Source organism: Streptomyces sp. NPDC048349 (assembly GCF_040651925.1).
Taxonomy (GTDB): Bacteria; Actinomycetota; Actinomycetes; order Streptomycetales; family Streptomycetaceae; genus Streptomyces.
In genome coordinates this window covers 123,223-145,236 of record NZ_JBEZLA010000007.1, presented here as the reverse complement: position 1 = coordinate 145,236, position 22,014 = coordinate 123,223, and the positions used below count along the sequence as shown (strand labels likewise).

At 68.2% G+C, this 22,014-nt stretch carries 17 protein-coding genes and 1 pseudogene; 13 read left to right on the top strand and 5 right to left on the bottom strand.

Features of this window, described 5'->3' with window-relative positions; translation table 11 throughout:
* Nucleotides 1–30 precede the first annotated feature (30 nt).
* From AB0D44_RS06760 to AB0D44_RS06710, 11 genes are all read left to right on the top strand, one after another.
* A complete protein-coding gene (locus tag AB0D44_RS06760) occupies nt 31–627 on the top strand; it encodes an ATP-binding protein (RefSeq protein WP_362585426.1) in 597 nt (198 codons plus the stop codon).
* 150 nt (nt 628–777) lie between these two features.
* Complete coding sequence (locus AB0D44_RS06755; RefSeq protein ID WP_053678445.1) at nt 778–1,212, top strand: NUDIX domain-containing protein; 435 nt, start codon at nt 778–780, stop codon at nt 1,210–1,212.
* A 39-nt stretch (nt 1,213–1,251) separates the two neighbouring features.
* Nucleotides 1,252–3,138 carry a radical SAM protein gene (locus AB0D44_RS06750; RefSeq protein ID WP_362585423.1) on the top strand — a complete coding sequence of 629 codons (1,887 nt, stop codon included), beginning with the start codon at nt 1,252–1,254 and terminating at the stop codon, nt 3,136–3,138.
* Nucleotides 3,135–3,767, top strand: coding sequence for a hypothetical protein (locus AB0D44_RS06745; RefSeq protein WP_362585420.1), 633 nt, complete (start codon nt 3,135–3,137; stop codon nt 3,765–3,767). Before AB0D44_RS06750 ends, AB0D44_RS06745 begins: the two co-directional genes overlap by 4 nt.
* Complete coding sequence (locus AB0D44_RS06740; RefSeq protein WP_362585417.1) at nt 3,764–4,498, top strand: hypothetical protein; 735 nt, start codon at nt 3,764–3,766, stop codon at nt 4,496–4,498. Before AB0D44_RS06745 ends, AB0D44_RS06740 begins: the two co-directional genes overlap by 4 nt.
* A gap of 4 nt (nt 4,499–4,502) precedes the next feature.
* Entirely contained in the window at nt 4,503–5,150 is a 648-nt protein-coding gene (locus AB0D44_RS06735; protein ID WP_362585415.1) for a hypothetical protein, read from the top strand.
* Nucleotides 5,147–6,013, top strand: coding sequence for a protein kinase (locus AB0D44_RS06730; RefSeq protein WP_362585412.1), 867 nt, complete (start codon nt 5,147–5,149; stop codon nt 6,011–6,013). Before AB0D44_RS06735 ends, AB0D44_RS06730 begins: the two co-directional genes overlap by 4 nt.
* 113 nt (nt 6,014–6,126) lie before the next feature.
* Nucleotides 6,127–6,270, top strand: coding sequence for a hypothetical protein (locus AB0D44_RS06725; protein ID WP_194292688.1), 144 nt, complete (start codon nt 6,127–6,129; stop codon nt 6,268–6,270).
* 111 nt (nt 6,271–6,381) lie between these two features.
* Nucleotides 6,382–7,293, top strand: coding sequence for an HEXXH motif-containing putative peptide modification protein (locus tag AB0D44_RS06720; protein ID WP_362585409.1), 912 nt, complete (start codon nt 6,382–6,384; stop codon nt 7,291–7,293).
* Nucleotides 7,290–8,582, top strand: coding sequence for a serine hydrolase (locus AB0D44_RS06715; RefSeq protein ID WP_362585406.1), 1,293 nt, complete (start codon nt 7,290–7,292; stop codon nt 8,580–8,582). Before AB0D44_RS06720 ends, AB0D44_RS06715 begins: the two co-directional genes overlap by 4 nt.
* Nucleotides 8,583–9,400: 818 nt before the next feature.
* Nucleotides 9,401–9,742 carry a hypothetical protein gene (locus tag AB0D44_RS06710; protein WP_362585403.1) on the top strand — a complete coding sequence of 114 codons (342 nt, stop codon included), beginning with the start codon at nt 9,401–9,403 and terminating at the stop codon, nt 9,740–9,742.
* A gap of 7 nt (nt 9,743–9,749) precedes the next feature.
* On the opposite strand, the gene AB0D44_RS06705 is transcribed toward AB0D44_RS06710, so the two are convergent.
* Entirely contained in the window at nt 9,750–13,055 is a 3,306-nt protein-coding gene (locus AB0D44_RS06705) for a type ISP restriction/modification enzyme (RefSeq protein WP_362585400.1), read from the bottom strand.
* A gap of 182 nt (nt 13,056–13,237) precedes the next feature.
* Here AB0D44_RS06705 and AB0D44_RS06700 point away from each other — a divergent pair.
* Nucleotides 13,238–13,344, top strand: a pseudogene (locus tag AB0D44_RS06700) (serine hydrolase); the annotation flags it as partial.
* A gap of 359 nt (nt 13,345–13,703) precedes the next feature.
* Here AB0D44_RS06700 and AB0D44_RS06695 read toward each other — a convergent pair.
* Genes AB0D44_RS06695 through AB0D44_RS06685 form a run of 3 tightly spaced genes read right to left on the bottom strand, consistent with a single transcriptional unit; the run spans nt 13,704 to nt 17,263 of the window.
* Entirely contained in the window at nt 13,704–14,465 is a 762-nt protein-coding gene (locus tag AB0D44_RS06695; protein ID WP_362585397.1) for a hypothetical protein, read from the bottom strand.
* 3 nt (nt 14,466–14,468) lie between these two features.
* Entirely contained in the window at nt 14,469–16,685 is a 2,217-nt protein-coding gene (locus AB0D44_RS06690) for a hypothetical protein (protein ID WP_362585394.1), read from the bottom strand.
* Nucleotides 16,682–17,263 (bottom strand): hypothetical protein, encoded by a 582-nt coding sequence (locus tag AB0D44_RS06685; RefSeq protein WP_362585391.1) that lies wholly within the window; start codon nt 17,261–17,263, stop codon nt 16,682–16,684. The genes AB0D44_RS06690 and AB0D44_RS06685 overlap by 4 nt, the downstream gene beginning before the upstream one ends.
* A gap of 426 nt (nt 17,264–17,689) precedes the next feature.
* Between AB0D44_RS06685 and AB0D44_RS06680 the strand changes: the two genes are divergently transcribed.
* Complete coding sequence (locus tag AB0D44_RS06680) at nt 17,690–17,983, top strand: IclR family transcriptional regulator C-terminal domain-containing protein (protein WP_362585388.1); 294 nt, start codon at nt 17,690–17,692, stop codon at nt 17,981–17,983.
* Between the two features lie 321 nt (nt 17,984–18,304).
* Here the strand turns inward: AB0D44_RS06680 and AB0D44_RS06675 are convergent, their stop codons facing one another.
* Nucleotides 18,305–21,238, bottom strand: a complete 2,934-nt coding sequence (locus tag AB0D44_RS06675; RefSeq protein ID WP_362585481.1) for a BTAD domain-containing putative transcriptional regulator — start codon at nt 21,236–21,238, stop codon at nt 18,305–18,307.
* Between the last annotated feature and the right edge of the window lie 776 nt (nt 21,239–22,014).

Here is a 22,014-nt window from a genome sequence, read left to right as displayed (position 1 = left end):
CGCAAGCCAGGCAGTTCAGGAGGCCCGCTCATGGCAGCGCACCATCAGCTCGCGTTCACAGTCGCCCGCACGGCAGCCGCCGCCCAGCAGGCACGACACCACGTCGTGGCCGAGATCCGCTCCTGGGGCATACGGCTCGGCGCGGAGGCACTGGCCGGAATCGAGCTGGCGGCTGGCGAGCTGATCACCAACGCCGTGCGCCACACCGCGTCGGGGCCGGTCACCGTCAGCGTCTACCAGGAGGGGCCTGTGCTTGTGGTCGAGGTGCATGACGCTACGAAGGCGCTGCCGCGACCGGAGCCCTTGAGCGGGAGTGCCGAGTCCGGGCGCGGTCTGTATCTCGTATCCGTGCTCGCCGACCGCCACGGTGCCGATCTGACGGCGACGGGCAAGCGCTGCTGGGCGGAGTTCGATCTGCCCAGCAGTGCGGGTGATCGACCGACAGATCAGGACAGCCGTCGTGATCGGCGTCTGCCCCACGACCATGCCGGCGACGTGGCTGATCGGGCGGTGACGAGGGTTCGTACACCGGCAGCTGGAGCGCCATCGCACACCCGAACGAGGGCCAGGCGCCGGACTGTAGCCCCGGCAGCAGGGCGGCCCTTTGCGGACCAGCCCATCGACTGAATAGCGCTGATTTGACAGCAAGTTGGGGGCCTAGACTCGTGGGCTTCCCCGGGACACCGACTATCGCGGTCGACCACGGGACAAGCAGTCCCCGGCCCTCTGTCGGGCCGGCTCACGAATCAGCTCCTGTACCAAGTGGAGGTTGTTGCTATGCCCGAGAAGGTCACGAAGGAAAAGGTCCTCGTCTACGTCGTGCGCGACGGACGCCTGCTGGTGTTCCGCCACACCGACTACTCCTACGAGGAAGTCGGCATCCAGGTCCCCGCGGGCAGCATCCGCCCCGGTGAGACCCCGGAGGCCGCCGCCCTGCGCGAGGCCCGCGAGGAGACCGGCCTGTCGGACTTCAAGATCGTCCGCAAGCTCGGCGAGACCGAGTACGACATCAGCCCGTACCGGTTCGAGATCCAGCACCGGCACGTCTTCCACCTGGAGCTCACCGAGCCGACCCCGGAACGGTGGATGAGCCAGGAGGACCACGACGGCGAGCAGGAGCCGACTCACTTCGAGTGCTTCTGGATCCCGCTGGAGGCCGCGCACATTCTCCAGTCCGGCCAGGGCGCCCTGCTGGGGCGTTTGTCCGACTAGCCAGTCATCCGGTCACGGCAGCATAGGAGGGGGCAGCCGATGAACCTCAGCACAGAACAGCGCCACACGATCGACGGGCTCTACCGGAGCCTGGACGCCGATGACACCGGCACCGCGGTGTCGGTCATCGTCAAGACGCGCGGCGAGACGTGCGACATCGACTGCCTCTACTGCTACGAGAAGCGCAAGGAGGCCCCGGGGGGTGCCAGGGTCAGCGCCGACCAGATCAGGCGCCTGGCCGACATCTTCAAGGGCCGCAAGCTCGCCGTCGAACTCCACGGCGGCGAGCCCCTAACGGCCGGACGGGAGCACATCGGCGAGATCCTGGCGGAGCTGTCCGGCCTGCCGCAGGTCGTCCGCGTCAGCCTGCAGACCAACGGTGTCCTGCTCGACGCCGACTGGCTCGACATGTTCGACACCCTCTGCCCGGACCTCCGGATCGGCATCTCCCTCGACGGTGACGCCCAGGGCAACGCCTGGCGCGTCGGCTACGACGGCAAGCCCGTGTATCCGCGCGTCGCCGCCGCCCTGAACCTGCTCGCGGAGCGGGGCCGGAGCGTCGGTGTGATCGCTGCGGTGACCCCGGCGGTGCTGTCCCGCGCCGAAGAGGTGCTGGACCACCTCGCCGGCTTCGGTTCGGTCAACGCGATCAGCTTCGTACCCTGCTTCGACTCCACGATCCGCCGCTCCACGGCCCTGCCGAGCAGGCGCAAGTCGGCCAGCCGACTGCTTCAGCAGGCTGCCGTGAACGCAGCCGATGGCCCAGCCTGGGCCATCCATCCCAACGAGTACGCCCAGTTCGTCCTTGCCGCCACGGCTCACTGGATCACCGCCGGACACTTCGCCCGCATCAAGCTGGAACCGGCCGTCTCCACGATCCGGCGATTACGGGGTCTGACGGCAGGCTTCTGCCACTTCTCCGACCTCAAGTGCGACCACGTCTTCACCCTCTACCCCGATGGCCGCCTCGGGAGCTGCGACGAACTGCCCTGGCCCCAGGCCCGCCTCACCCAGCTGGAGTCCACGGCCGACGAGCACGAGGTGGTCCGCGCTCAGCAGGGCTCCCTCCTCCTGAACCAGGGCAAAGCCCTGATGGACAAGTGCACGACCTGCGACTACCGCACCACCTGCGGCGGAGGGTGCATCGCCACCCGCTGGCGCCAGGACCCGACCAACGATCACGACGCGTACTGCGACTACCGCATGCGGATGATCGACGGCGTCGCCGCACTGCTGGCCCAGCCCGCGCACCCCGCCGGCGCCTGGTGCCAGACCCTGCGATGGCGCCCGCGCACCCCGAACAGCATGCGCTACGTGAACGCTTTCCTGACCAGCTGGGACGCTCCCGACCTCGTCGGCAACGAAGTCAGGCTGCACACCAGTGAGCACGGCAACATCAACACCGTGGGCCTCGCCGGTATCCACGAGGCCGACGATCTGACCCCAGCCCACCCGATGTGGCGGGCGGCCATCGAACCCGGCGTCTGGCCGTTGGTCGACTCGGCCACCCGAGCCTGGGGGCTCGTCACGTACGACAGCTGCCAGGGCCACCAGTACACCGGCGCGGACCTGGCCCCAACAGGTCTACGCATCGGGCTCCTCCCCCGCGACCGCCAGGAGTACGCCCGCGCTGCTGCGGCACTGTGCCGGGCCGCCACCTTCGCAAGCGCCCTCCTCCCCGCAGGCATCGAGGTCAACGTCGGCCGCTCGGAGCTCACCTGCGAGAACACGAGTAACACCACCCCGGTCCTCGACCTGAGCCTGGACCCCGGCTCCGGTCAGGGGTGGGACGGCTACTTCGCCCGCCTGAACGAGGCCACAGTTGTGTTGGCCGCAGCCCTCGGCGCCGAGCGCCCCACGGCCGACACCACGTGCGCCTGCCCGCTGCCGATATCGCCGCAAGCCCCCGATGGGGTGCTGCGGTGAAGCCCGGCGACGCGGTCACCATCCACCAGCTCCTGGGACGCATCACCTACTTCCACACCCTGTTCATCGAACCCGCCCTCTCCTCCAGCAAGCAGCCCAGAGCAGGCGAGTCCTGCTGCAACCACAAGAACACCGAGGGATACCGACAGCCAGACGTCGGGACCGTGCTGGCCAGGACCGCTTGGGCCGTCCTCGACGAGATCGCGACCACCCTCGGCGAGCATCTCCGCCTCTGCCCGGACTCCGACCACCGGTGCTGCTCGACCTGCCGCATCTCAGCCTCCGGCGCCGCCATCGCCCAGGCGTGGACAGTCACGGAACACCGCTCGTACGGCTTGCCGCTGCCTCCGGACCCCCTCGTACGGGCCTGCGGCACCACGGCCGCAACCCGTCTCGCCCTCGTCTTCACCCAGCAGCACGGGGCCTCGTGCGGCGCCCTGGCCCAGGCCGAGACAGCTGACGCCGGCCTACTTCCCGACAGCGGCGACTTGCCGTTGACCGGAGAGCTCCTCGCCCTGTGGCAGGACCCGCTGGCTGCCACCCGCAGCCCGGTCGTCAGCTGGCTCAACCACTGCACGGACCTGAACGACATCCACCGCGTGCTCCAGCAAGGGGGAACCACGAAGTGATCCACATAGCCGAGACCGTCGGCGTCGGAAGCATCGAGAACTTCCTCAGCGACGCCGAGCGGACCCACCTCGCCGACCTGATGAACGACGTCCTGACCAGCGGCGGCACCAGCCGCTTCGGTGACGAGCGCCGTACCTCCATCCACGAAATCCCCGGCCACAGCCCCGAAGAGGCCATGGCCGTCTACGAGCCGGCCGGACGCGTCGAGATCACCTCGATCCCCCCGGCCGCCGAAAAGCTGCTGGGCGAGGCCTTCGAACGCGCCCAGCCGGCGCTCTCCCGCGTCATGCCTTCGATCACCCTGTGCCGTCCGTGGACGTACGTCGAGTACGGCGTAGGCCAGCACATCACCAGCCACCTCGACGGCATCGCCCCCGACCCGCTCGCCTGGCCCCGCCAGATCGCCGGCATCAGCGTCGTGATCACCCAGGCCGATGCCGGGGGCGACTTCTACGTCGAGACCGCCTCCAGCGACCGGCTGTGGAACGGCAAGGCCCCCGACGCCGCCTCGAACGGCTACGCGGAGGGCATGTGGCTGGCCCACGACGGGGCCGACAACTCCGGGGCCTGGTTTCGGCAGATGCCCCGTACCCGCTGGAGCGTCGCCCCGGCCCCCGGTACCGCCCTGCTGTACGGCTCCCAGCTCGCGCACGGAACCCTCCCGGTCACCGCCGGCCGGGTCGCCAAGTTCATCAGCTGGCTCATCGCCGAGCCCACCGCGGCGGGGTGAGCGCGTGCTCCTGGCCTTGGAAGGCATAGCCGGCGCCGGAAAGAGCACCCTCCGCGACCGGCTCCTGGCCACCGCGCACGCCGAGGGCATCTCCCTCAGCCACATCGGCCAGTTTTCCTGGCTCTCCCACCCGGCCACTCGCACGCTGATCCGCCTGCGGGCCGGGCACGGGGGCGACGAGCAGGAGGCCATCGAGGCTGCCGCCCAAGATCTGGCCCTGCATTCCCGGTTCAACATCGCCGTCGCCCTCGCCGAGGGCCCGGTCCTCGCCGACCGGCTCACCCTCTCCACCGCCTGCCTTCTCGCCCTGCTCCACCAGCAGCCCGTCGACGCGTACGTCGAGCGCCTCGCTGAGCAAACCCAGGCCCGTCCGCAGCTGACCGTTCTGCTGACCACCGAGCCCGACATCTGCCACACCCGCATCACTCGACGTGCAACAGAGCGCCGCTTCACCGAACATCCCGAGGCCGCCGCACGGCTGGCCGACCTCTACACCGAGGCCGCCGACGCCTGGACCAAGGCCACCGGCCTTCCAGTGCTGAAGCACCCCTGCACGACCCATGCCGACCTCGAAGTCCTTGTCGACGCCTGCATGGAGGACCTCCGCTCGGCCGTCAGCCCCACGGCCGCGAACAAGGAAGCGAGCCGATGAACCTGCACCCGATGCATCCCGCAGCCTGGGTCCTCGATCAGCTCCGCACGGACGGCTGGCACATCACCGACCTCCTCGTGTTCACGCGGGCCAGCACCTTGGTCAGAGCGAGCCGCCCCGGCCAGGAGGATGTCGTACTGAAGGCAGGGTTCGGTGGCAACCACGTCCTGGCCGAGCTCGACCCCAGCGAGCAGCCCGCCGCGTACGGCTTCTACTGGTACGCGCAGATGACCGAGACCGAACGCGCTCTCACCCGCGAAGACTTTCGCCATGAGGCGGACCTGACGGCCGCTGCCGGAGGAACCGATCACATCGTCCCGCTGCTGGAACAGGGCAGCTCGGAGCGGTTCGACTGGTACACCATGCCGCACTGCGACGGCGGGACCTTCCGGTCCTTCATGGCCTCGTCCAAGGACACCGGCAAGGGCCTCGGCATCCTCGCCGACGTCGCCGACGGCCTGGACAACCTGCACCAGCGCGGAATCGTCCACCGCGATGTCTACCAGGAGAACATCCTCATCGACCAGGACCGGGGCCTGATCACCGATCTTGGAGCCGCCCGCCGTCTGTCCACCCCGCGCGGGCCTGAACACCGCGGCCCCGAGGTCCACTGGCCGCCGGAGTACCTCGCCGGCTACCACGAAGCCACCCCAGCAGCCGATGTCTTCAGCCTCGCCGTCCTCGTCTACCGCTACCTGTGCGCGGACATCCCTCGCCTGGCCGGCCGCACGAACCTGCCTCTCATCCCGGAGCCTCTGCGCAGCGTCGTCGCCACCGCGCTCTCCGACGACGCGAGCGACCGGCCCGCCATGAACGACCTGCACACCGCGCTCCGCAGCGCGGCCGACCTCCACCAGCGCTGACCGACGCGAGGGAGCCCCTCATGCCCAGGGCGAGAGCACCGCCCCGCATCCGGCACCACAGCAGGGCAAGCGCAACGAGCCGAAACCAACGAGACCGAAAGGCGGAACACCCCATGAGCCAGGACCGCATCGCCGACTTCCTCGCCAACGTCGAGGACCTGCGCGGCGAGGACGAGACCGTCCGTACCACCGCCCACACCTCCAGTGTCTCGGCCGAGGGCTGGCCGGCGGCCGAAGCGGAGACCACCACAGCCTGAACACCCACAGCCGCCCGGCGCGCTGAGCGCCGCCGGTGAACACCCCCGGGGCCGGGCCGCCACCACCTGCGGCCCGGCCCCGGGCCCACCACGGAACAGGAGAGCCGTCTCATGCACACCCTCGCCGGCCTCTTCGGCCTCCCGCCGATCGACCGCCTGCACCACGAGCGCACGCAGCGCATCCACGCGCTCATCCGCCCCGGAGCCCAGCCGCCTCAGCCCAGCACCAGCCCGGCGGCCGACTACTGCCTGGCCCACCACTCCCTCGAAGGAGCCGAAGCAGCCGCGCGCGCCGGTGATGCCGCGACCTTCGACTGGTACGTCGCCCACCCCGACGCCGGTGCCACCACCAGCTCCATCCCCACCGCGGTCGGCGTCCGCGTGGTCGTCGCGCCCCCACTCGCCGACCTGCCCCGATCCGCGATCTCAGAGACCCCCTATTACGTCCTCGGCCCCGGTACCGAGCCCGCCCAGCCCCACCTGCGCAGCCTCGCGGCCGACGCGTACGCCAGCGCCGCACGAGCGGGCTTCGGCGATCTGCTCGCCGCGCACGCCGTCGTCCTGTGCCTTCTGCGGACCAAGAACCTCGGCGAGACCCTCGACAGCTGGACCATCAGCCGCCTGCCGGGCACGGTCTTCATGGACCACGTCGACCATCCGGTCGTCCTGGCCCGCGACCTGATCCACGAGGCCGGGCACAACTGGCTGAACGACGCGCTCGCCGCGACCGGATCCAAGATCAGCGACACCGCGCACTTCCACTCCCCGTGGAAGCAGACGATGCGGCCGGCGTTCGGATTCCTCCACGCCTGCTGGGCATTCCCGCTCACCATGCTGTTCACCGCGCACACACTGAACAGCACCGAGGGAGACCTGTACCGGTTCCTGACCGCCTACCTCGACCAGCAGCGAAGCCTCCTCGCCGGCACCGCGCCCGACCATGCCCGCGCTCTGGAGCTGATCAGCGACGATGGTCTCCGCGACCGCCTCGCTGCCGCCCACCACCAGGCCCTCTCCCTGTGAACGCAGCCCGCGACGAGGAGCCCGGCCTGTCCCTGCTGGTCCACTGGCCAGGCGAGGAGCCCACCCTCCTGCACACCGGTCTGGCCAGCCTCGAACACAGACTGCCCATTGGACCGGACACCACCTTCAACGTCGGCTCGGTCGCGAAACAGATCACCGCCCACCTGATCCTGCTCGCGGCGTATGACGATCTCCTGCACCTGGACCAGCAGGCCGCGGACCTGCTGCCCCGACTCAAGATCAGCGATGTCACCGTCGCGGACCTGGTCATCCACCGATCGGGCATACGTGACGCCGAGTCCCTGCTCTCCCTCGCCGGCTTCCGGGACCTCGACCACTACACGGCCGACGACCTGCGAACCCTCGCCTACCGCCAGGACCAGCGCGCCGTCCCCGAAGGCCACTTCCTCTACAGCAACACCAACTACCTCCTCCTGGCAGAGATCCTCGAAACGGTCCACCGCACCACGCTGCCCGACCTCGCCCAGCACCGCGTTTTCGGCCCGCTCGGGATGCACTCCACCCGATTCAAGAGCGATCCCCGCCAGGTCATCCCCGGAGCCGCATCCGCCTACCAGGCCACCCAACACGGGTGGCAGCACACGGAAACGCCGGTCACCCTGCCCGGACCCGGCACCCTATGGACCACCGTCGGCGACCTCGACCGATGGCTCACCTACCTCCACCAGCACTGGCACCACCCCCACCAGCTCCCCTGGAAGGAAGCCGTCGACTACGAGCCCAGCGACCACGAGCCCTACCTCTACGGCCCCGGCCTCTACGCCGACCCCCGCCCCGGCCGCACTGCAGCCTTCCACTACGGCCACGAGCAGGGCTTTTCCGCCGCCGCCCACGTGGAAGCATCGGGGCGGCGCCTGATCGTCCTGTCCAACAACGCCGGGCTAGCGGCGGACCGCGTCACCGCCGCCCTCCTCCGGGACGTCCAGCAGCCAGCGCTGTCTCCGAAAGAGGCTCTCGTCCGCGCAGCAGACCTGGAGCCAACCCCACGCACTGCCAAACGAGACCAGCCGACCTCCGACGATCCCGGCCAGCACACTGAGCTCGGCACGTTCGCCTGCGACCAGGCCCCTGGCAGCCTGCGCCTCACCCGCAGAGGTGATGCTCTCCACCTGTGGCGGCGAGGTACATACGACCAGCTCACCCCCTCGGGCTCGGGCCTCTACGCCGGCAACGGCTACGCCCTCACCGTGCCTAGCAGCACGGACCAGATCGACCGCTTCACCCTCGACCTCGAGCGCGCTCCCAGACTCGTATACGTCCGCCAGTAGCCACCGCTGCAAGGCACCCCCTGGAATGCCCCCGACCGGTGGAGGCGCAAACCGAATTGGAGACTCGTCATGCTCAACCACCCGGTGATTCCCAGCATCGCGACGTACACCCACGAAGGTCTGCCTACCCCCGCCCACGCCGATGACTCGAACGCATGGGTCAACGGTGTCTGCTGGCTGTACTGCGGCCAACGCTGTACACGAGTCTTATGGATCGGACCAGCGAGCGTCGCGGGCATGCAAGCGCCAATGTTCGCCTGCAGCCCATGCATCGCCGAACTCCACGAGCGGGTGTGGCGATCTCTACGCCTCCGAGACGAGCCACATAGGAGCAGTCCCCACACGCGAACCGAGGTGGACACCCATGCTTGCGCCCCGCGAAGGCCGTCACCGGCCGGAGCAGATCCCTCCGTGCAGGAGCCACTGCCAGATTGAACAGAGATGGCCGATGATGATCACCAAGTCGCAGCCGCCCCGGGGAGTGTCGTGAACCTGCTGCCGACCGCCACAAGCACCGCTGTCCAGGGGCAGCAGCTACGTGTTGCCGTGCAGCCCATCTTGCGCCCTCTTCGATATCGCGTGGTCTCGGTTTCGCTTCCGCACGGATGTCCCATGGCCGCCCCCTTCAAACAACTGCTCTCGTAGCGCGCCGGCAGGAGGCTCTGCGGAGCCCTGAGCAGGCCGGAAGTACCGATCCAGGTTCGAAGTGCCAGTTGGGCGGAATCAGTCTGGATGTGCAGGACTGTCCCCCTGCTGCTAGACATGGGGCTGTGCACTCAGCTCTCTCCCCTTCGCAGCTTCAACTTCTGCACCACCTCATGACCGCCGAGATTCCATCCGCCGATGCGATCGCGGTGGCAGTCCGGGGTCTCGACGAGACGAGCATCGCTAGCGATGTACAAACTCTCAGCTGGATGGGCTTGCTGGAAGTCACGGGTGAACGTATCGCCATCACCCCACATGGCAGGGCGGCATGCCTCGAAGCCGAGTGTGCATCGCTTGAGAAGCGTCTGGTCGAGGTCAGTGTCTTCGCGGACGAGCTGCAGCGCCGTACCCCGTCACTCAGCAGGGAAATGTACGCGCTCCGTCAGCTCGCAGAGGGGGCGTGGGGTGTGACGGAGGCGACCGCGCACCTGGAACGCCCAGCGAAGGAACACTGAGACACCTTTACGGTTCCTCGTCGATGTGCTGGGGGAACTCGACTCTACGGTGGGGTTTGCGTGCCTTGGCGGGTACCGGAAGGATGCCGGCCTTCTCCAGGTCGACTGCCGTGACCGTGGGAGCAGCGAGGATCCGATCCAATAGGTCCTGCTGCGCCGGAGCGAGGTCGACGAGCCGACGCAGTACGGAGAGCAGTTCCATGAGCTCGCGGGACCAGTCGGCCGGCCAGGACTCGACGTGCAGATCGTCCAGGGGACTGGTCTTGCGGCTGTTGGGGCTTGCCTTGCGGTAGCCGAACCATTTTTTGACGATCTGCATGCCGCCGACGTCGTAATTCCACACCTCTGCGGGGACCGGACTGACGTATCCAGCACCCAGGTGCAGGGTCCCGTTCATTTCGGCGTAGCTGATCTCGGCGGGGACTTCCGTCCCGATGTGCTGGTCGTAGCGAAGCCGGCGCGGATCGCCCTGCGGAAAGAGGACGTCGCCCGCTGGCCGACCGTCTTCCGGATCTACATATCGTTCCCCGTAAGTCGAAGCCCACAGCAGATGCTCGCCCATCCGCACGGCCTCGTGCCAGAGGGCAGGATCGCGAGTGAGCGGCAGCCGCACCCCAGGGGTGAGCAACTCTTCCGTGAACCGCTTGGTGAATCCGGCGTGCCCGGCGACAGCCGCCGCGTAAGCGGCGAGGTCGTGCACTGTAATGCGATGGTCAAGTCCGAGCTCAGCCGCCAGGTGGGTAAGAAGGCGCGGATGCACGTTGGGGGTGCCGTCCGGATGAAGGATCGGCATGACCTTGCCACCGCGGCCGTTGAAGTGGTGGGTGTCGGGAAGCAAGGCGGTGGCGACGACGGCCGGCCCCGTCTCAATCTCGTGGGAGGACTGCTGGTTGAGGAAGATCTGCCCCGGCTGCAGGCTTTCCCACAACGTGGGGCGGGCGAAGTCAATGACACGACTGTCGCAGATCAACCACTGGCGGTCGAAGCTGCGCATGGCGAGACGCGTCAGATCCGGCACCAGCTCTGTTTCGTCCACGAGCCCCTGGGTGTGCTCCGGTTGTCCAGGCAACGGGGTCCGGCTGTCGGACAGCGAACGGTCTCTCGTCTCCTTGAACAACTCCGCCTTCTTGACGGGATCGGCCTCATGGATCAGACGCGCCCACCGCCGCTTGAGCACCTGCTCGCTGGGGGAATTCACCCAGGAACGGTTGGTCGTGGCTCCCAGGCTTCCCCAAAGGAAGAGATCATCGAGAGCAGGGTAGTCCTCCCACCCTGTCTCGGTGGTCGGACGGAAGGGACGGATGGCGGCGGAGTGCACGTCCTGCCAGCCGCTGTCGTCCAATTGGATCTCTTTGAGTTGCCGGTACTTGACGACTCGCTTGCCGTGCACAGCGCGGTAATGGATGCGCGCGGGCCGCTCAGGATCGGTCTCCTTGCTGCGGACGAAGATGCAGATGGCCAGCGGCTGGGCGACACCGGGGAAGATCCGACTGGCCACGTCTGGGCGGTGCCCTTCCGGAGACAGGTCGATGATCCAGCCCTCGTCACAGGTGCGCCGAAGGTAGTTCCGCATGCCGCGCCCGCCCGGTCCGGTGGTGAAGCCGGAAGGGGTGATGAAGCAGACGACCCCCTGCTGGTCCTGCGGATGGGCGTCAAATACCTTCCATGTCGCCCAGCGCCAGAAGTAGACATACAGGTTCTTGAGCACGTGCTCGTAGCGACCGTTTCCGGACCATTTGAAGGCCTCGATGGGAGCAATGCCCTGAGCGGAAGTGCCCTTCTCGATCCAGCCGCCGCGCCCCTTGGCCTTGTCGTCGTAGGGCGGGTTGCCGATCGCGACGGTGACAGGTGTCTTGGCCTTCACCTCGTTCGCCCGCTTCCGGGACTCCGAGATCACGCCGTATGTCGAGGCGAGAGATTCCTCAGCCAGGTAGGGGTCGTCCAATGTATCGGTCACGAACAGCTTCAGACCGTCTTGTGGTGCGACCGCCTGATGCCGCTTGAGGAGGTCCGAGGCTCGTAGTTCCGCGACAGCGAAGGGGCCCATCTGTAGCTCGAAACCGATCAGGCGCTTAGCCAGACTGGCTATCGCGTCCGGCGTCGCCCCAGGTCCGATATTCTCCGCTGTCCAGGCGGCGACATGCTCGATGACCGCATGAAGGTACGTGCCCGTCCCCATCGCCGGATCGACGATGCGCACACTCTCGTCCGCGTAGCCGTCCGCACGCCCCAGACGAGTACGCAGCACGTCCTCAGTGAGGCGCACCATCTCCTCGACTACCTCGCGCGGGGTGTAGTACGAGCCGCTCTTCTGCCGCAGCTTCTCGTCGTACACCTCCAGGAACGACTCGTACAGGTGCAGGTACGCATCCCGACGGCCCCTGCGAATTGCTGCCCAGTCGACTGCATCGATCACTTGGATGAGCAGGTCAAGGCTGACCTCGAAGCTCTCCGTAATGTTGTCGGTCAGGAGCTGAAGGGCTTTGCCCATCAAGGCGTGCCCGGCATCCAGGCGCCGGCCGACCTCGTGCAGCCCTACCCCCTTCAGGGAGATACCCTCCGTGCGTGCGAGCAGCAGAGCGAAGGTCACCGTCTGGGCGTATCCATCGGCGAAGGTGGCATCGTCAGCCGTCGGAAAGAGCAGCTTGCGCCAGTCGTTCTTCAGCCCGGTGAATCGCAGCTCCTCTGGACGCGCGCCCTCTGCCGCAAACCGCCCCTCGAACTCCAACTGTTCCATCACCGCCGCCCGTAGGAGGCGGCACAGCGGTGCGGTGCGCCGGACCAGAGCGGAGGCTTGACGGATGGGCTCGGGAACCCAGTGCAGGAACGTTCGCAGGAGACTACTGAACGCGGCAGGCTCACGGGCAGCCAATGAGCGTCCCGCAGTGGCCAAATCACCCTCGAAGACGACCGGGGTGCCGATCAGCTCTCCGGTGCGGAAGAGCCGCCATTCCGTGCCATTGGTGTAGAGCACGTTTGGCAGGTCCCGCAGTCGCTCCCACTGCTTCTTGTTGCGCCCCGTGAACTTCTCCGGATCGACAGGTTGACCCGGACGCTTGACCTCGATGTAGCCGACGATGTCGCCATGCACCTCGACCGCATAGTCGGGGCGCACACCCACATCACGCAGAGGCGTTTCGGAGTGCCACAGGACGCCGTCCATAGCATCGTGACTACCCACGGTCTCCAGGAGCTTCTGCAACGGCGGGCGGATAGACGCCTCCGGGTCACCCGGACCGAGCACCATGTCCTTGCACGACGCACCGAAGGTCGATATGGCCTCCGAGAGCCAGTCAAACTGCTCCTGCGTCACTGCCGCACCCCCACGCACTGCCGATCATGATCCAAGGAGTATGTCAGGCATGCCAGATGCATGGGACCACATCAACTCGGTCTATTTTCAGCCACCTTGGCCTAACGGCTATCGGTGATGAGGGTTCCTCTGGCGCCCGCCGGGGCGCCGAAGCCGAACAGGAGTCGGCCCTCTACAGCTCCACCGGCACTGGCATGTGGATCAGCACGACCCAAAGCCGCTGGGCCGTACTTCTGACCAACAAGCTCCGCCTCAACCGCGACCGCGAGCCCTCACGGCCGTCCGCAACAATCTCCGGGCAACCGCCTTCGGCACTCGCGCCTCCCACCCGATCCTCCTACTGCTCGTCATTCGGCGTGTTTGGCTTCTGGCTCTGCGGTGCGTTTCGCGGCTCAGTCGGGCCTGTGCTTGGATCAGGCATCCGGCCGAGGTCGTGGGGGAAGGTGTCCCGCCTTCCGGTAGGAAACCTCCTCCGGATGCCGGCGGAGGCGGATCTCCCTCCAGGCGACGTCGAATGAGATGGTGTCGCGGCCGGCCCTGGAGAGCCTCCAGGCAAAGAAGCTGGTCCGCGGCGAAAGCGTCCAGCGCCAGAACGCGCTGGTTACCTTCACCGCCGGGCCTCAGAAGTGCCGCGGGGCATTGCGGTGTTCATCTGGCGCCTCCAGATGGCGCCGGTATCCCTGTGATTGCATCTGCGATCTCCTCGACCCTTGCCGCGTGGGCGGGCCGCTCGGCCCTCTGCATTCCTGCGCTGAGGAGCCCGTAGACCATCTGTTTCTGTGCTGGCTCAGGGAAGGAGGCCAAGAACTCCCGAACCGCTTCCACCAGTGCGTACTCGACGCCGTGACGCCCTGGTGGCCGGTAGCCGGCGAACAGCTCGGCGAGACTCTTGGCCTCGCCCGAGCGCTTTGCCCAGTCGGTTGCGTCGGTCGTGACCCAGCGCGCCATGACCCCGGCGGGGTCGGAGAGCTCCTCGGCGAGATCCTCGAGTTCCTGCCGCCGGACAGCCGTGGCCTTTGACTGCTCGCGCTGGGCGGCCAACAGCGCCTCCACGGCAGCCTGGTCCCCCGGCAGCAACGCCACGTCCACGCGCGCGTCGTACCGGATCTCGGGATCGACCAGCGTATGACTCCGCGCCATTTCGCGTGCCAGCAGGTCCTGAACAGAGTGGAGGTCTGTCGCGGACTGCTGCCGGAGGAAATCTGCCGCCTCGTGTCTCAAGGCGATGCGGACGGCACGAGCCGCCCCGTCCGCATCCCCCAAGGCCAGGCCCGCGTTCCGGACCCGCGCGTGGAAGACCACCTGGAAGGCGATGCCCTCGTGCGCGCTGTCCAGCCGGGCCTCGAAGCGCTCCAACAGAGCCTGGACTTCACCCCGCGGGTCGGGCGGATTCTGCTTTCTCCAACCCACGATTTACGGCTCCCGGCTGCCATCGGTTGCCGACCACGGACCGACCTGCGAAATCTGCCTCAGGTCGGCCCGCAATTCGATCACCGCGGCGTCGTAGGCAACGCCCGGCTCGCCGATCAGCAGCGCTGCGACCGGCGCGGCCGTCAGGTACCGGGAGATGACCCGCCCGAGGATCTCCGTGACGTGCTCACGAGGCACAGTGCCGTCCGCCCGCGCATGGGCCCACCGATCGATCAGCGCCCGGCACTCCGGATCGACAGCTCGGTTCTCCAGCGCGGTGCTCCACCCGGTGACCAGTGCATCCGCAACGACTGGGTCAGCCGCGGCCGAGGCAAGGGTGACCTGCAAGGCGTACGGGTCGGTCTGTGGGTCGATGACTGCGAGGAACGCCCGGCTCCCGGCGGTGTTGCCTCGCTTGGCAGCCCAGGAGTTGACCATGCGCCAGACGGTGGGCAACTGCTTCTCCGTGGCCGCCATGGCCCGCAGCGCCGCGTCCGCCTCCGTGACAGCGGTGTCCCGCTCGGCCCTTCCCAGGATGTGCTGGATGCGCACCAGTGCCTGCCGGGGGTAATGCTGGGCGAAGTCGCTCTGACAGACCAGAGCCACCACCCGGGCAACAGATTCCTGCCCGTCCTGTGCCCAGTCGAGGAGTTTCGCCCGGACGGCAGGGCCCAGTCTGTCGGCCTGCGCAGTTCGGCTCAGGACACTGGCGATCAGTCGCAGGTGCCGTTCGTCGGTGCTGACCCCAATCCAGCTCTTGATGGTCTCCACCACGCGGATGTCGTTCTCGGCGATGGCCAGCTCGACCAGCAGATCACTGATCTTCTCCAAGCGTTTCGTGCCGCCGGCCCGGTCCGCCACCAACCGGTCCAGCCAGCGCAGTAGAGGGGTGTGGATGTCGGGACGCTGGTGCCACAGGTGCAGGAGCACCGCCCTGGTGTAACCCGGCCGGTGGTCGAAAGATGCCTGCCGGCCCGACACCCTTGCCTTGACCGATTTGAGCCGGTCGCTGAGGTCCGGCCCGGTGAGGATCTCGCGGACGCCGTCCTGCCCCTGGTCTCCCAGCAGCGCCCGGGCGCCCTCCTGAATCGCGAGGGCGTCTTCGCCGCTGAGGAAGATTGCGGCAATGAGCAGCGCCCGGTCCTCGGGCATCTGCGTCGTGGCCGCGAACACCGCGCTGACGTCGGTGGACCACTCCTGGAACCTGCTCACCGCCGTCTCGATGCTCTCCGGCGAGCCGTCCGCAGCCGCCAGGAGGGCGGCCAGCCGGGCTCCGTCCGCCGGTGTGGACTCAACAGTCAGCAACCGGGCGGCCGGGCCCGCCTCGAGGTTGATGCGATCGGCGGTGACGAGATCGGCCCGGCCGGGCAGGTCGTATACGTACTCCAAGTGAGTACGGGCCACCAACTGGGCCGACGGCCTATTCTTCACGCGGACAAGGGCCGCGGTATGCGCGGCTCCCTGAGGCCAGACCCTCTCATCGGCGATCACGACCAGACATGATCCGACCTTCGCCAACTTTTCCGCATGGACGGCCAATGCGCCAGCCACCCGGTCCGGGTTCGCCCAACCGGCCATCTCATTTTCGACGTCCAGCAGGTATCCGGTGTTGGCCGCGTCGGGCAGTACGGAGCAATCCGGCTCCGCTGGATCCTCCCAGTCGGGCTCGATCTCCTTCAGCTCCATGGAGCCGTCCCTGGCCACCCGCGAACGCGCTGTCCGCCACAGGGCCCGGATACCGGTGGTCCGCTTGCCGTACTCCGGAGCGCCGGCGATGACGGTCAGAGCGTTGCCCGGTACGGAAAGCACCTTGGCGGCCTCGTCGGCAGCGGTAACGGGCAGATCGTCCGTATCCTTGGACACCCACCCCTGGCTGGCCGCCCTCAGCTCGAACGCAGATAGGTCGATGACGGTGAGTGGCTGCTTGCCCGTCGACAGGAACACGGACCCGAGGGCAGCCACAACGAACGCATTGTGGTTGCCGGACACTTTCAGCCCAGGCGGCGATACTTCCCCGTCGCCCTCTGGCGCACCCGTGTCTGCGCCTTTCCCATCGGCCGTGGGCGTATGCCCGGACACGTCTGCGCCGTTCGGATGGCCGGTGTCCTTCTCCAGTGGGCCGGTGGGCTCGGCCGGCTCAGGGGTGTCCGCCGACTGGCGCTGCCCAGAGCGCTGGGGGCGCACCCAGTCCGGGATTCCGTCGTCGAAGGCAGCCGTCACTTGGACTCCTCCGCCCTATAGGTGAAGCTGCCACCGAAGATCGAATTTCCGGTCATGACGACCTGGCTGTTTGTGTTGTTCTCCGCGACCATTCGCGGCCCCGAGTTTCCTTCACCGTTGGCCCGCTGCCGCTCACGTACAAGCGCCATGAGGTCGACGGCGGTGTCGGGGTACTTCGCGAGGAAGCCCTTCAGCTGAATGAACAGCTCTCCGCAGATCTCCTCGCGCACCCGCTCGCGTTCCGCCTCCGGGGTCTCCACCAGCCGGACCTGGTGGAGATCCAGCACGCGAAGCTCGTCTGCGGCTGTCCCCTCGTCGCCTCCCCGGAAGAACGCGACCAATGCGTCGCGCACACCCTGCCAGCCCGACCTGGCCATCTCGGCCGCCAGCACCCCCGCGCCACTGGTCGCCACCTCGAGGACGTTGAACGCTTCGGTCATGCCCGCACCCCCACCCGCTTCGTCGCCGATCGAGAGATCAGAGTGGGGGGTCAAATTGCGGCGAACAATCGAAACGGCGTTCTTGGCCGATATCAGTCGAAGGTGTGCGACATCAATCAGCCATGATTCACCCGACATTGAGGCAAGTGGATCACGATTCGCGCTGGTCCCAGCCAACTGCAACGATCTGCCTGAATCAATCCCGGCCGTCGAATTTGACTAACGAGCGGCTTAAAGATTTCGAAATACTATCGGACAAAGTTACAGAACTGCGCTTCAGAGTAGACCGCTAAATGCAAATATTGTCACTCTCATGGCGTGTCGCCCGGTGAGGGCCGGGCTGGCGCCGGGAGCCGGCTTGGGTTTTTTAGCCGAGCCCCGTTGTCTGGCGGCCATGCAACCTCTTCGAGCTCCGGGACGCCGCCCAAGGGCCCGCGGATCCGTCGGCGCAACCGGCGGCGGAGGACGACGGCCTGGTTAGCCTTGAATGGCGATCGCACTGCACGCGCAGCGTTGCGGCAATGCATTGGATGAACTGGCCAAGGCTGTCGGACAACGAAAGGTATGTTCCGCCCCGTCCCGCGGCGGCAGGCTGAGCCTTACGGGGCGCGCCACCACATCCAGCGCCTCACCTTCCACACGATCACATCAGAGCGGGCCCTGTTCCACCGACTCGACCATATGTCCGACACGGAACTCGCACTCGACCTCAGGGAGTACGCCCTCGGCACAGTCTGCGCGGCGGTGCCCACGCCCCTTGGCTCGGCACCGAGTGCGTGGCGCTGTCGCTGCCTGTCGGGCAGGCACACCACCTACCCCAAACGTCCCGTACCCTGCGGCGCCCCGCCCTGGCGGTGATGCTCAGCCAGCAGTGAGCGGGGCGCGGGCGACGGAGCGCAAACGCCCGGCCGCCCACGCCCCCGCACCACGCTTCCCAGGGAAGCCGGCCGACGCTGAGGGTCTCCACCTCCGCAACGCGTCCGTGCACGTCACAACGCCCGTGAAGCAGCTGGGAGCAGCCACTTTCGAAGCACTTGGCTGCAGCACCGAGTTGTGTAAGAGGCTTCGAATACCCGGCTTTGGGGAACTTCATGCGTCACCGTCCACCCCGGCCCAGCCCACCGGCACGCGCCACTGTGTCTGTTTGGGGGAACTTCAGTATCGGTGTCCCCCAAACCGTCATACGGCGATGAGCCCCGACGTGGCCAGGTCTCGCAGGTCGGCCGTCTCCGGTCGGCCTCCCACCCGCTCATAAATGCTCAGCGCCTCGCTCCAGCACACCCTGGCCTCTTCGTTCCGTCCGAGGCGGTCCCAGGCCCGGCCCAGCACGGTGAGGACACCGGCCCGGCGCCGCTCGCCTCCGATACTGCCCAGGGCGAGGGCGCGTTCCGCGTGCAGTGCGGCGGCTTCGTACCGGCGGGCGGCGAGATGGGCTTCGGCCATCCGGAAATTGGTCATTCCCTCCCACAGCCGCTGTTGGTGTTCTTGGAAGAGCGTCAGCGCCTTGGACAGTTCCTCGAGCGCCTCGGCCGGGCGGTCGGCCTGGGTGAGCGCGATGCCCAGTGCGTAGCGGCAGTTGGCTTCCCGCAAGGTGAGGCCCATGGAGCTGAAGATGGCCAGCGCCCGACGGGCAGGCTCGATGCCGTCGGATGGCCCGCCCACGTCCACGCGAACCCGGGAGAGGACGCTCAGGACGCCAGCCTCGCCGAGCCGGTTCCCGTCGGCGCGGTACGCCGCGAGCCCCTCGGTCAGGAACCGTTCGGCCTCCGCGTGCCGGTTCTGGTAGGCCGCGATGACCCCACGGTCGTGCAGACCCGCCCCCACCGGGAGCGGATCGCCGCTGGCGCGGGCCAGCTCCACCGCGATCCGCGCCTCCTGGTCGGCCTGCTCGAACCGCCCGGATGTCAGGAGCAGCGAGGTGTAGGCGATCCGGGCACGGGCCTCCGCGCGCGCGTCGCCCGCCGCCCGCGCCGCTTCCCGTACGGCCGTGGCGGTGGTCTCGTACTGGCTCGCGTCCGCCCCCGCGTCGGCCAGGTCCTTCGCCGCCCACAGGAGGTCCGCGGCCTGCGCCACCGAACCCGCGGCCGCCTGCTGCCGTACGCATGCCAACAGGCAGGCGGCCTCCCCGTACAGCCAGTCCACCGCCTCGCTCCCGTCCTCGAAGGCGAGCCCCGAGCGGCGGGCTACGGACAGGTGCTCGAGCAGCCGGTCGCCGGGACGCTCCAGCGCGTACACGGCAGCGGCCGTCGCCAGATAGAAGTCGACCAGGCGTGACAGGGCGGCGGCCTGCTCGCTCGCCGGCTGCTCGTCGCGTTCCGCGCACGCCCGCGCGTAGAGGCGTACGAGGTCGTGGTACCGGTAGCGCCCGGGTGCCGCGGATTCCAGCAGGGAGGTGTCGACCAGTGATTCCAGCAGGTCCTCGGTTTCGTACTCCGGCAGGTCGAGTACGGCGGCTGCAGCGGGCAGCGAGATGTCGGGCCCGTCGGCGAGGCCGAGGAGGCGAAACGCCCGGGCCTGAGAGGGTTCCAGCTGGCCGTAGCCGAGTTCGAAGGCGGCTTTGACGGCGAGGTCGCCGGCCTGCAGCTCGTCGAGGCGGCGGCGCTCGTCGGCGAGTTTGGCGGCGAGGACGGAGACGGTCCAGGTGCGGCGGGCGGCGAGCCGGGAGGCGGCGATGCGGATGGCTAGCGGAAGGAAGCCGCAGGCGCCGACCACGTCGAGGGCGGCCTGGCGCTCCGCGGCCACCCGCTCCTGCCCGACGATCCGCGTGAACAGTAGCCGGGCCTCCTCCGGGCTCATCACGTCCAGGTCCACCAGGTGCGCACCCGGGAGAGCCATCATCCGCACACGGCTGGTGATGATGACGGCGCTGCGGCCCGTGCCGGGCAGCAGCGGCTGCACCTGGGCGGCGTCTCTCGCGTTGTCGAGCAGGACCAGCAGCCGACGGCTGTCGAGCATCGAACGGAAGAGGGCGGAGCGTTCGGCCAGCGCATCGGGTATCGCGTCGTCGGCTGCTCCCAGGGCGCGCAGGAAGGCGGCGAGTACGGTCCCGGGCTCGGCGGGCCGGGGCGCATTGCCCTGCAGGTCGACGTAGAGCTGGCCGTCGGGGAAGTCCGGGCGGGCCGCGTGCGCGACGTGCACGGCGAGGGTGGTCTTGCCGACGCCGGCGAAGGCCGACAGGGCGAGCACACGCTTTGAGCCGCCCGCACCGGACAGGATCCCCCTGAGTTCGGCAATGAGGGCGTCGCGGCCCGTGAAATCGGGGACGGTGGCCGGCAGCTGCGCGGGGGGAGCGATCACCAGAGTGGTGGTGATCGCCGTGCGCGATGCCATCGGCGAGGCGAGTTCGGGGTCGTCGCGCAGGATGCGCCCGTGGAGGGTGATGAGCTCAGGGGTCGGGTCAACGCCGAGTTCGTCGGCGAGGAGCCGTCGGGTGTCGGCGTAGACGGCAAGGGCGTCGGGCTGCCGACCGCTGCGGTAGAGGGCGAGCATGAGCAGCTCACGGAGTCGTTCGCGCAACGGGTGGACGGAGGTGAGCGCGATGAGCTCGGAAACGGTCTCGGCGTGGCGTCCGGCTTGCAGGTCCAGGTCGATGCGGATCTCGAGCAGTTGGAGGCGCCATTCGACGAGCCGGGTGCGCTCGGTGTCGGCGTGCGGGCCCGGGACCCCGGTGAGCGGCTCACCGTCCCAGAGGTCGAGTGCACGGGCGATCAGCGTACGGGCGAGGGCGTGATCTCCGGCGGCGCGGGCGCGGTCGGCGTCGGCGGCGAGGTGGCGGGCGATGCCGAGGTCGAGGGAATCAGCGGGGGTGCGGATGGCGTAACCGCCGGATTCGGAGACGAGGAGTCCGGGATCGAGCGTCTTTCGCAGCCGGGCGGCGTAAGTACGGATGGTGGCGAGTGCCTGCTGCGGCGGGTCCTCGCCCCAGATGGCATCGATGAGTTCGGGCGCGGTGGCGGTGCGGCCTTCGCGGAGCAGGAGCGCGGCGAGCAGGGCGCGCTGCTGGGGCGTGCCGGAGGGCAGCAGCTCGTTGTCGCGCCAGATCCGCACCGGGCCGAGCACGCTGAAGCGCAGCATCGCGGCGGTGGACCGAGGTCCGCGGGAAACGTCCGCCAGCCCCCGCTTCCGGGTGATGTCGCGCCGCTCGTCGGCCGACGGCCTGACCGCGGCCGCGACCAGAGCGCGTGCGCCTTGGAGGCGGGGTTCATCCTGGTTCGTACGGGCGGACTCGAACTCGGTGGTCGCCAGGTTGGCCAGAGCGGACAACGCGAGCGGATGACGGGGCCCCAGAGTCGCGGATGCCTTCTGGGCGGTGACGGCCAGGACGTCGGTGGCACGTTCCATTCTCTCGCTGTCATTGACAGCTTTGGCCGACTCGAACTCGGCCCGCGCCAGGGTGATCAGCGCCGCCAGGCCCTTCGGGTGATCGCCGCCGAGAAGACGGGTGAGCTGCCGGGCCGTCTCGGCGATCGCGTCCACCCAGCGGTCCGCGTCCTCGTGCCGTCGTTCCAGTCGCGCAACCGCGGCCAGTACCGACTCGGTCAGCAACCGCACGTCGAGACCGTCCTCGGACTGCTCACCCCGGGGCAGGAGCTTAAGGGCCTGCCCGGCTGTCTGGCCGGCTCCGGCCGACGCGCCCTGGCGTAGCTTGATCGCCGCGACATTGGCCAGTGTGCGTGCCGCCTCCAGAGACGATCTGGTCCCGCCCGGCCGGGGGAAAACCACCATGGTCGACAGCAAGGCGGCCGCGGCGGTGAGCTCGCCGCGGTCCGCCAGCGCGACCGCGAGGTTGTTGCGGCCCTCGTGGGAGAGGTCGGCGGACGCAGGATCCAGGAAGATCCGTCCCACCACGTGCTCGATCAGCCGGTGTGACTCCTCCAGCAGGTCGAGCG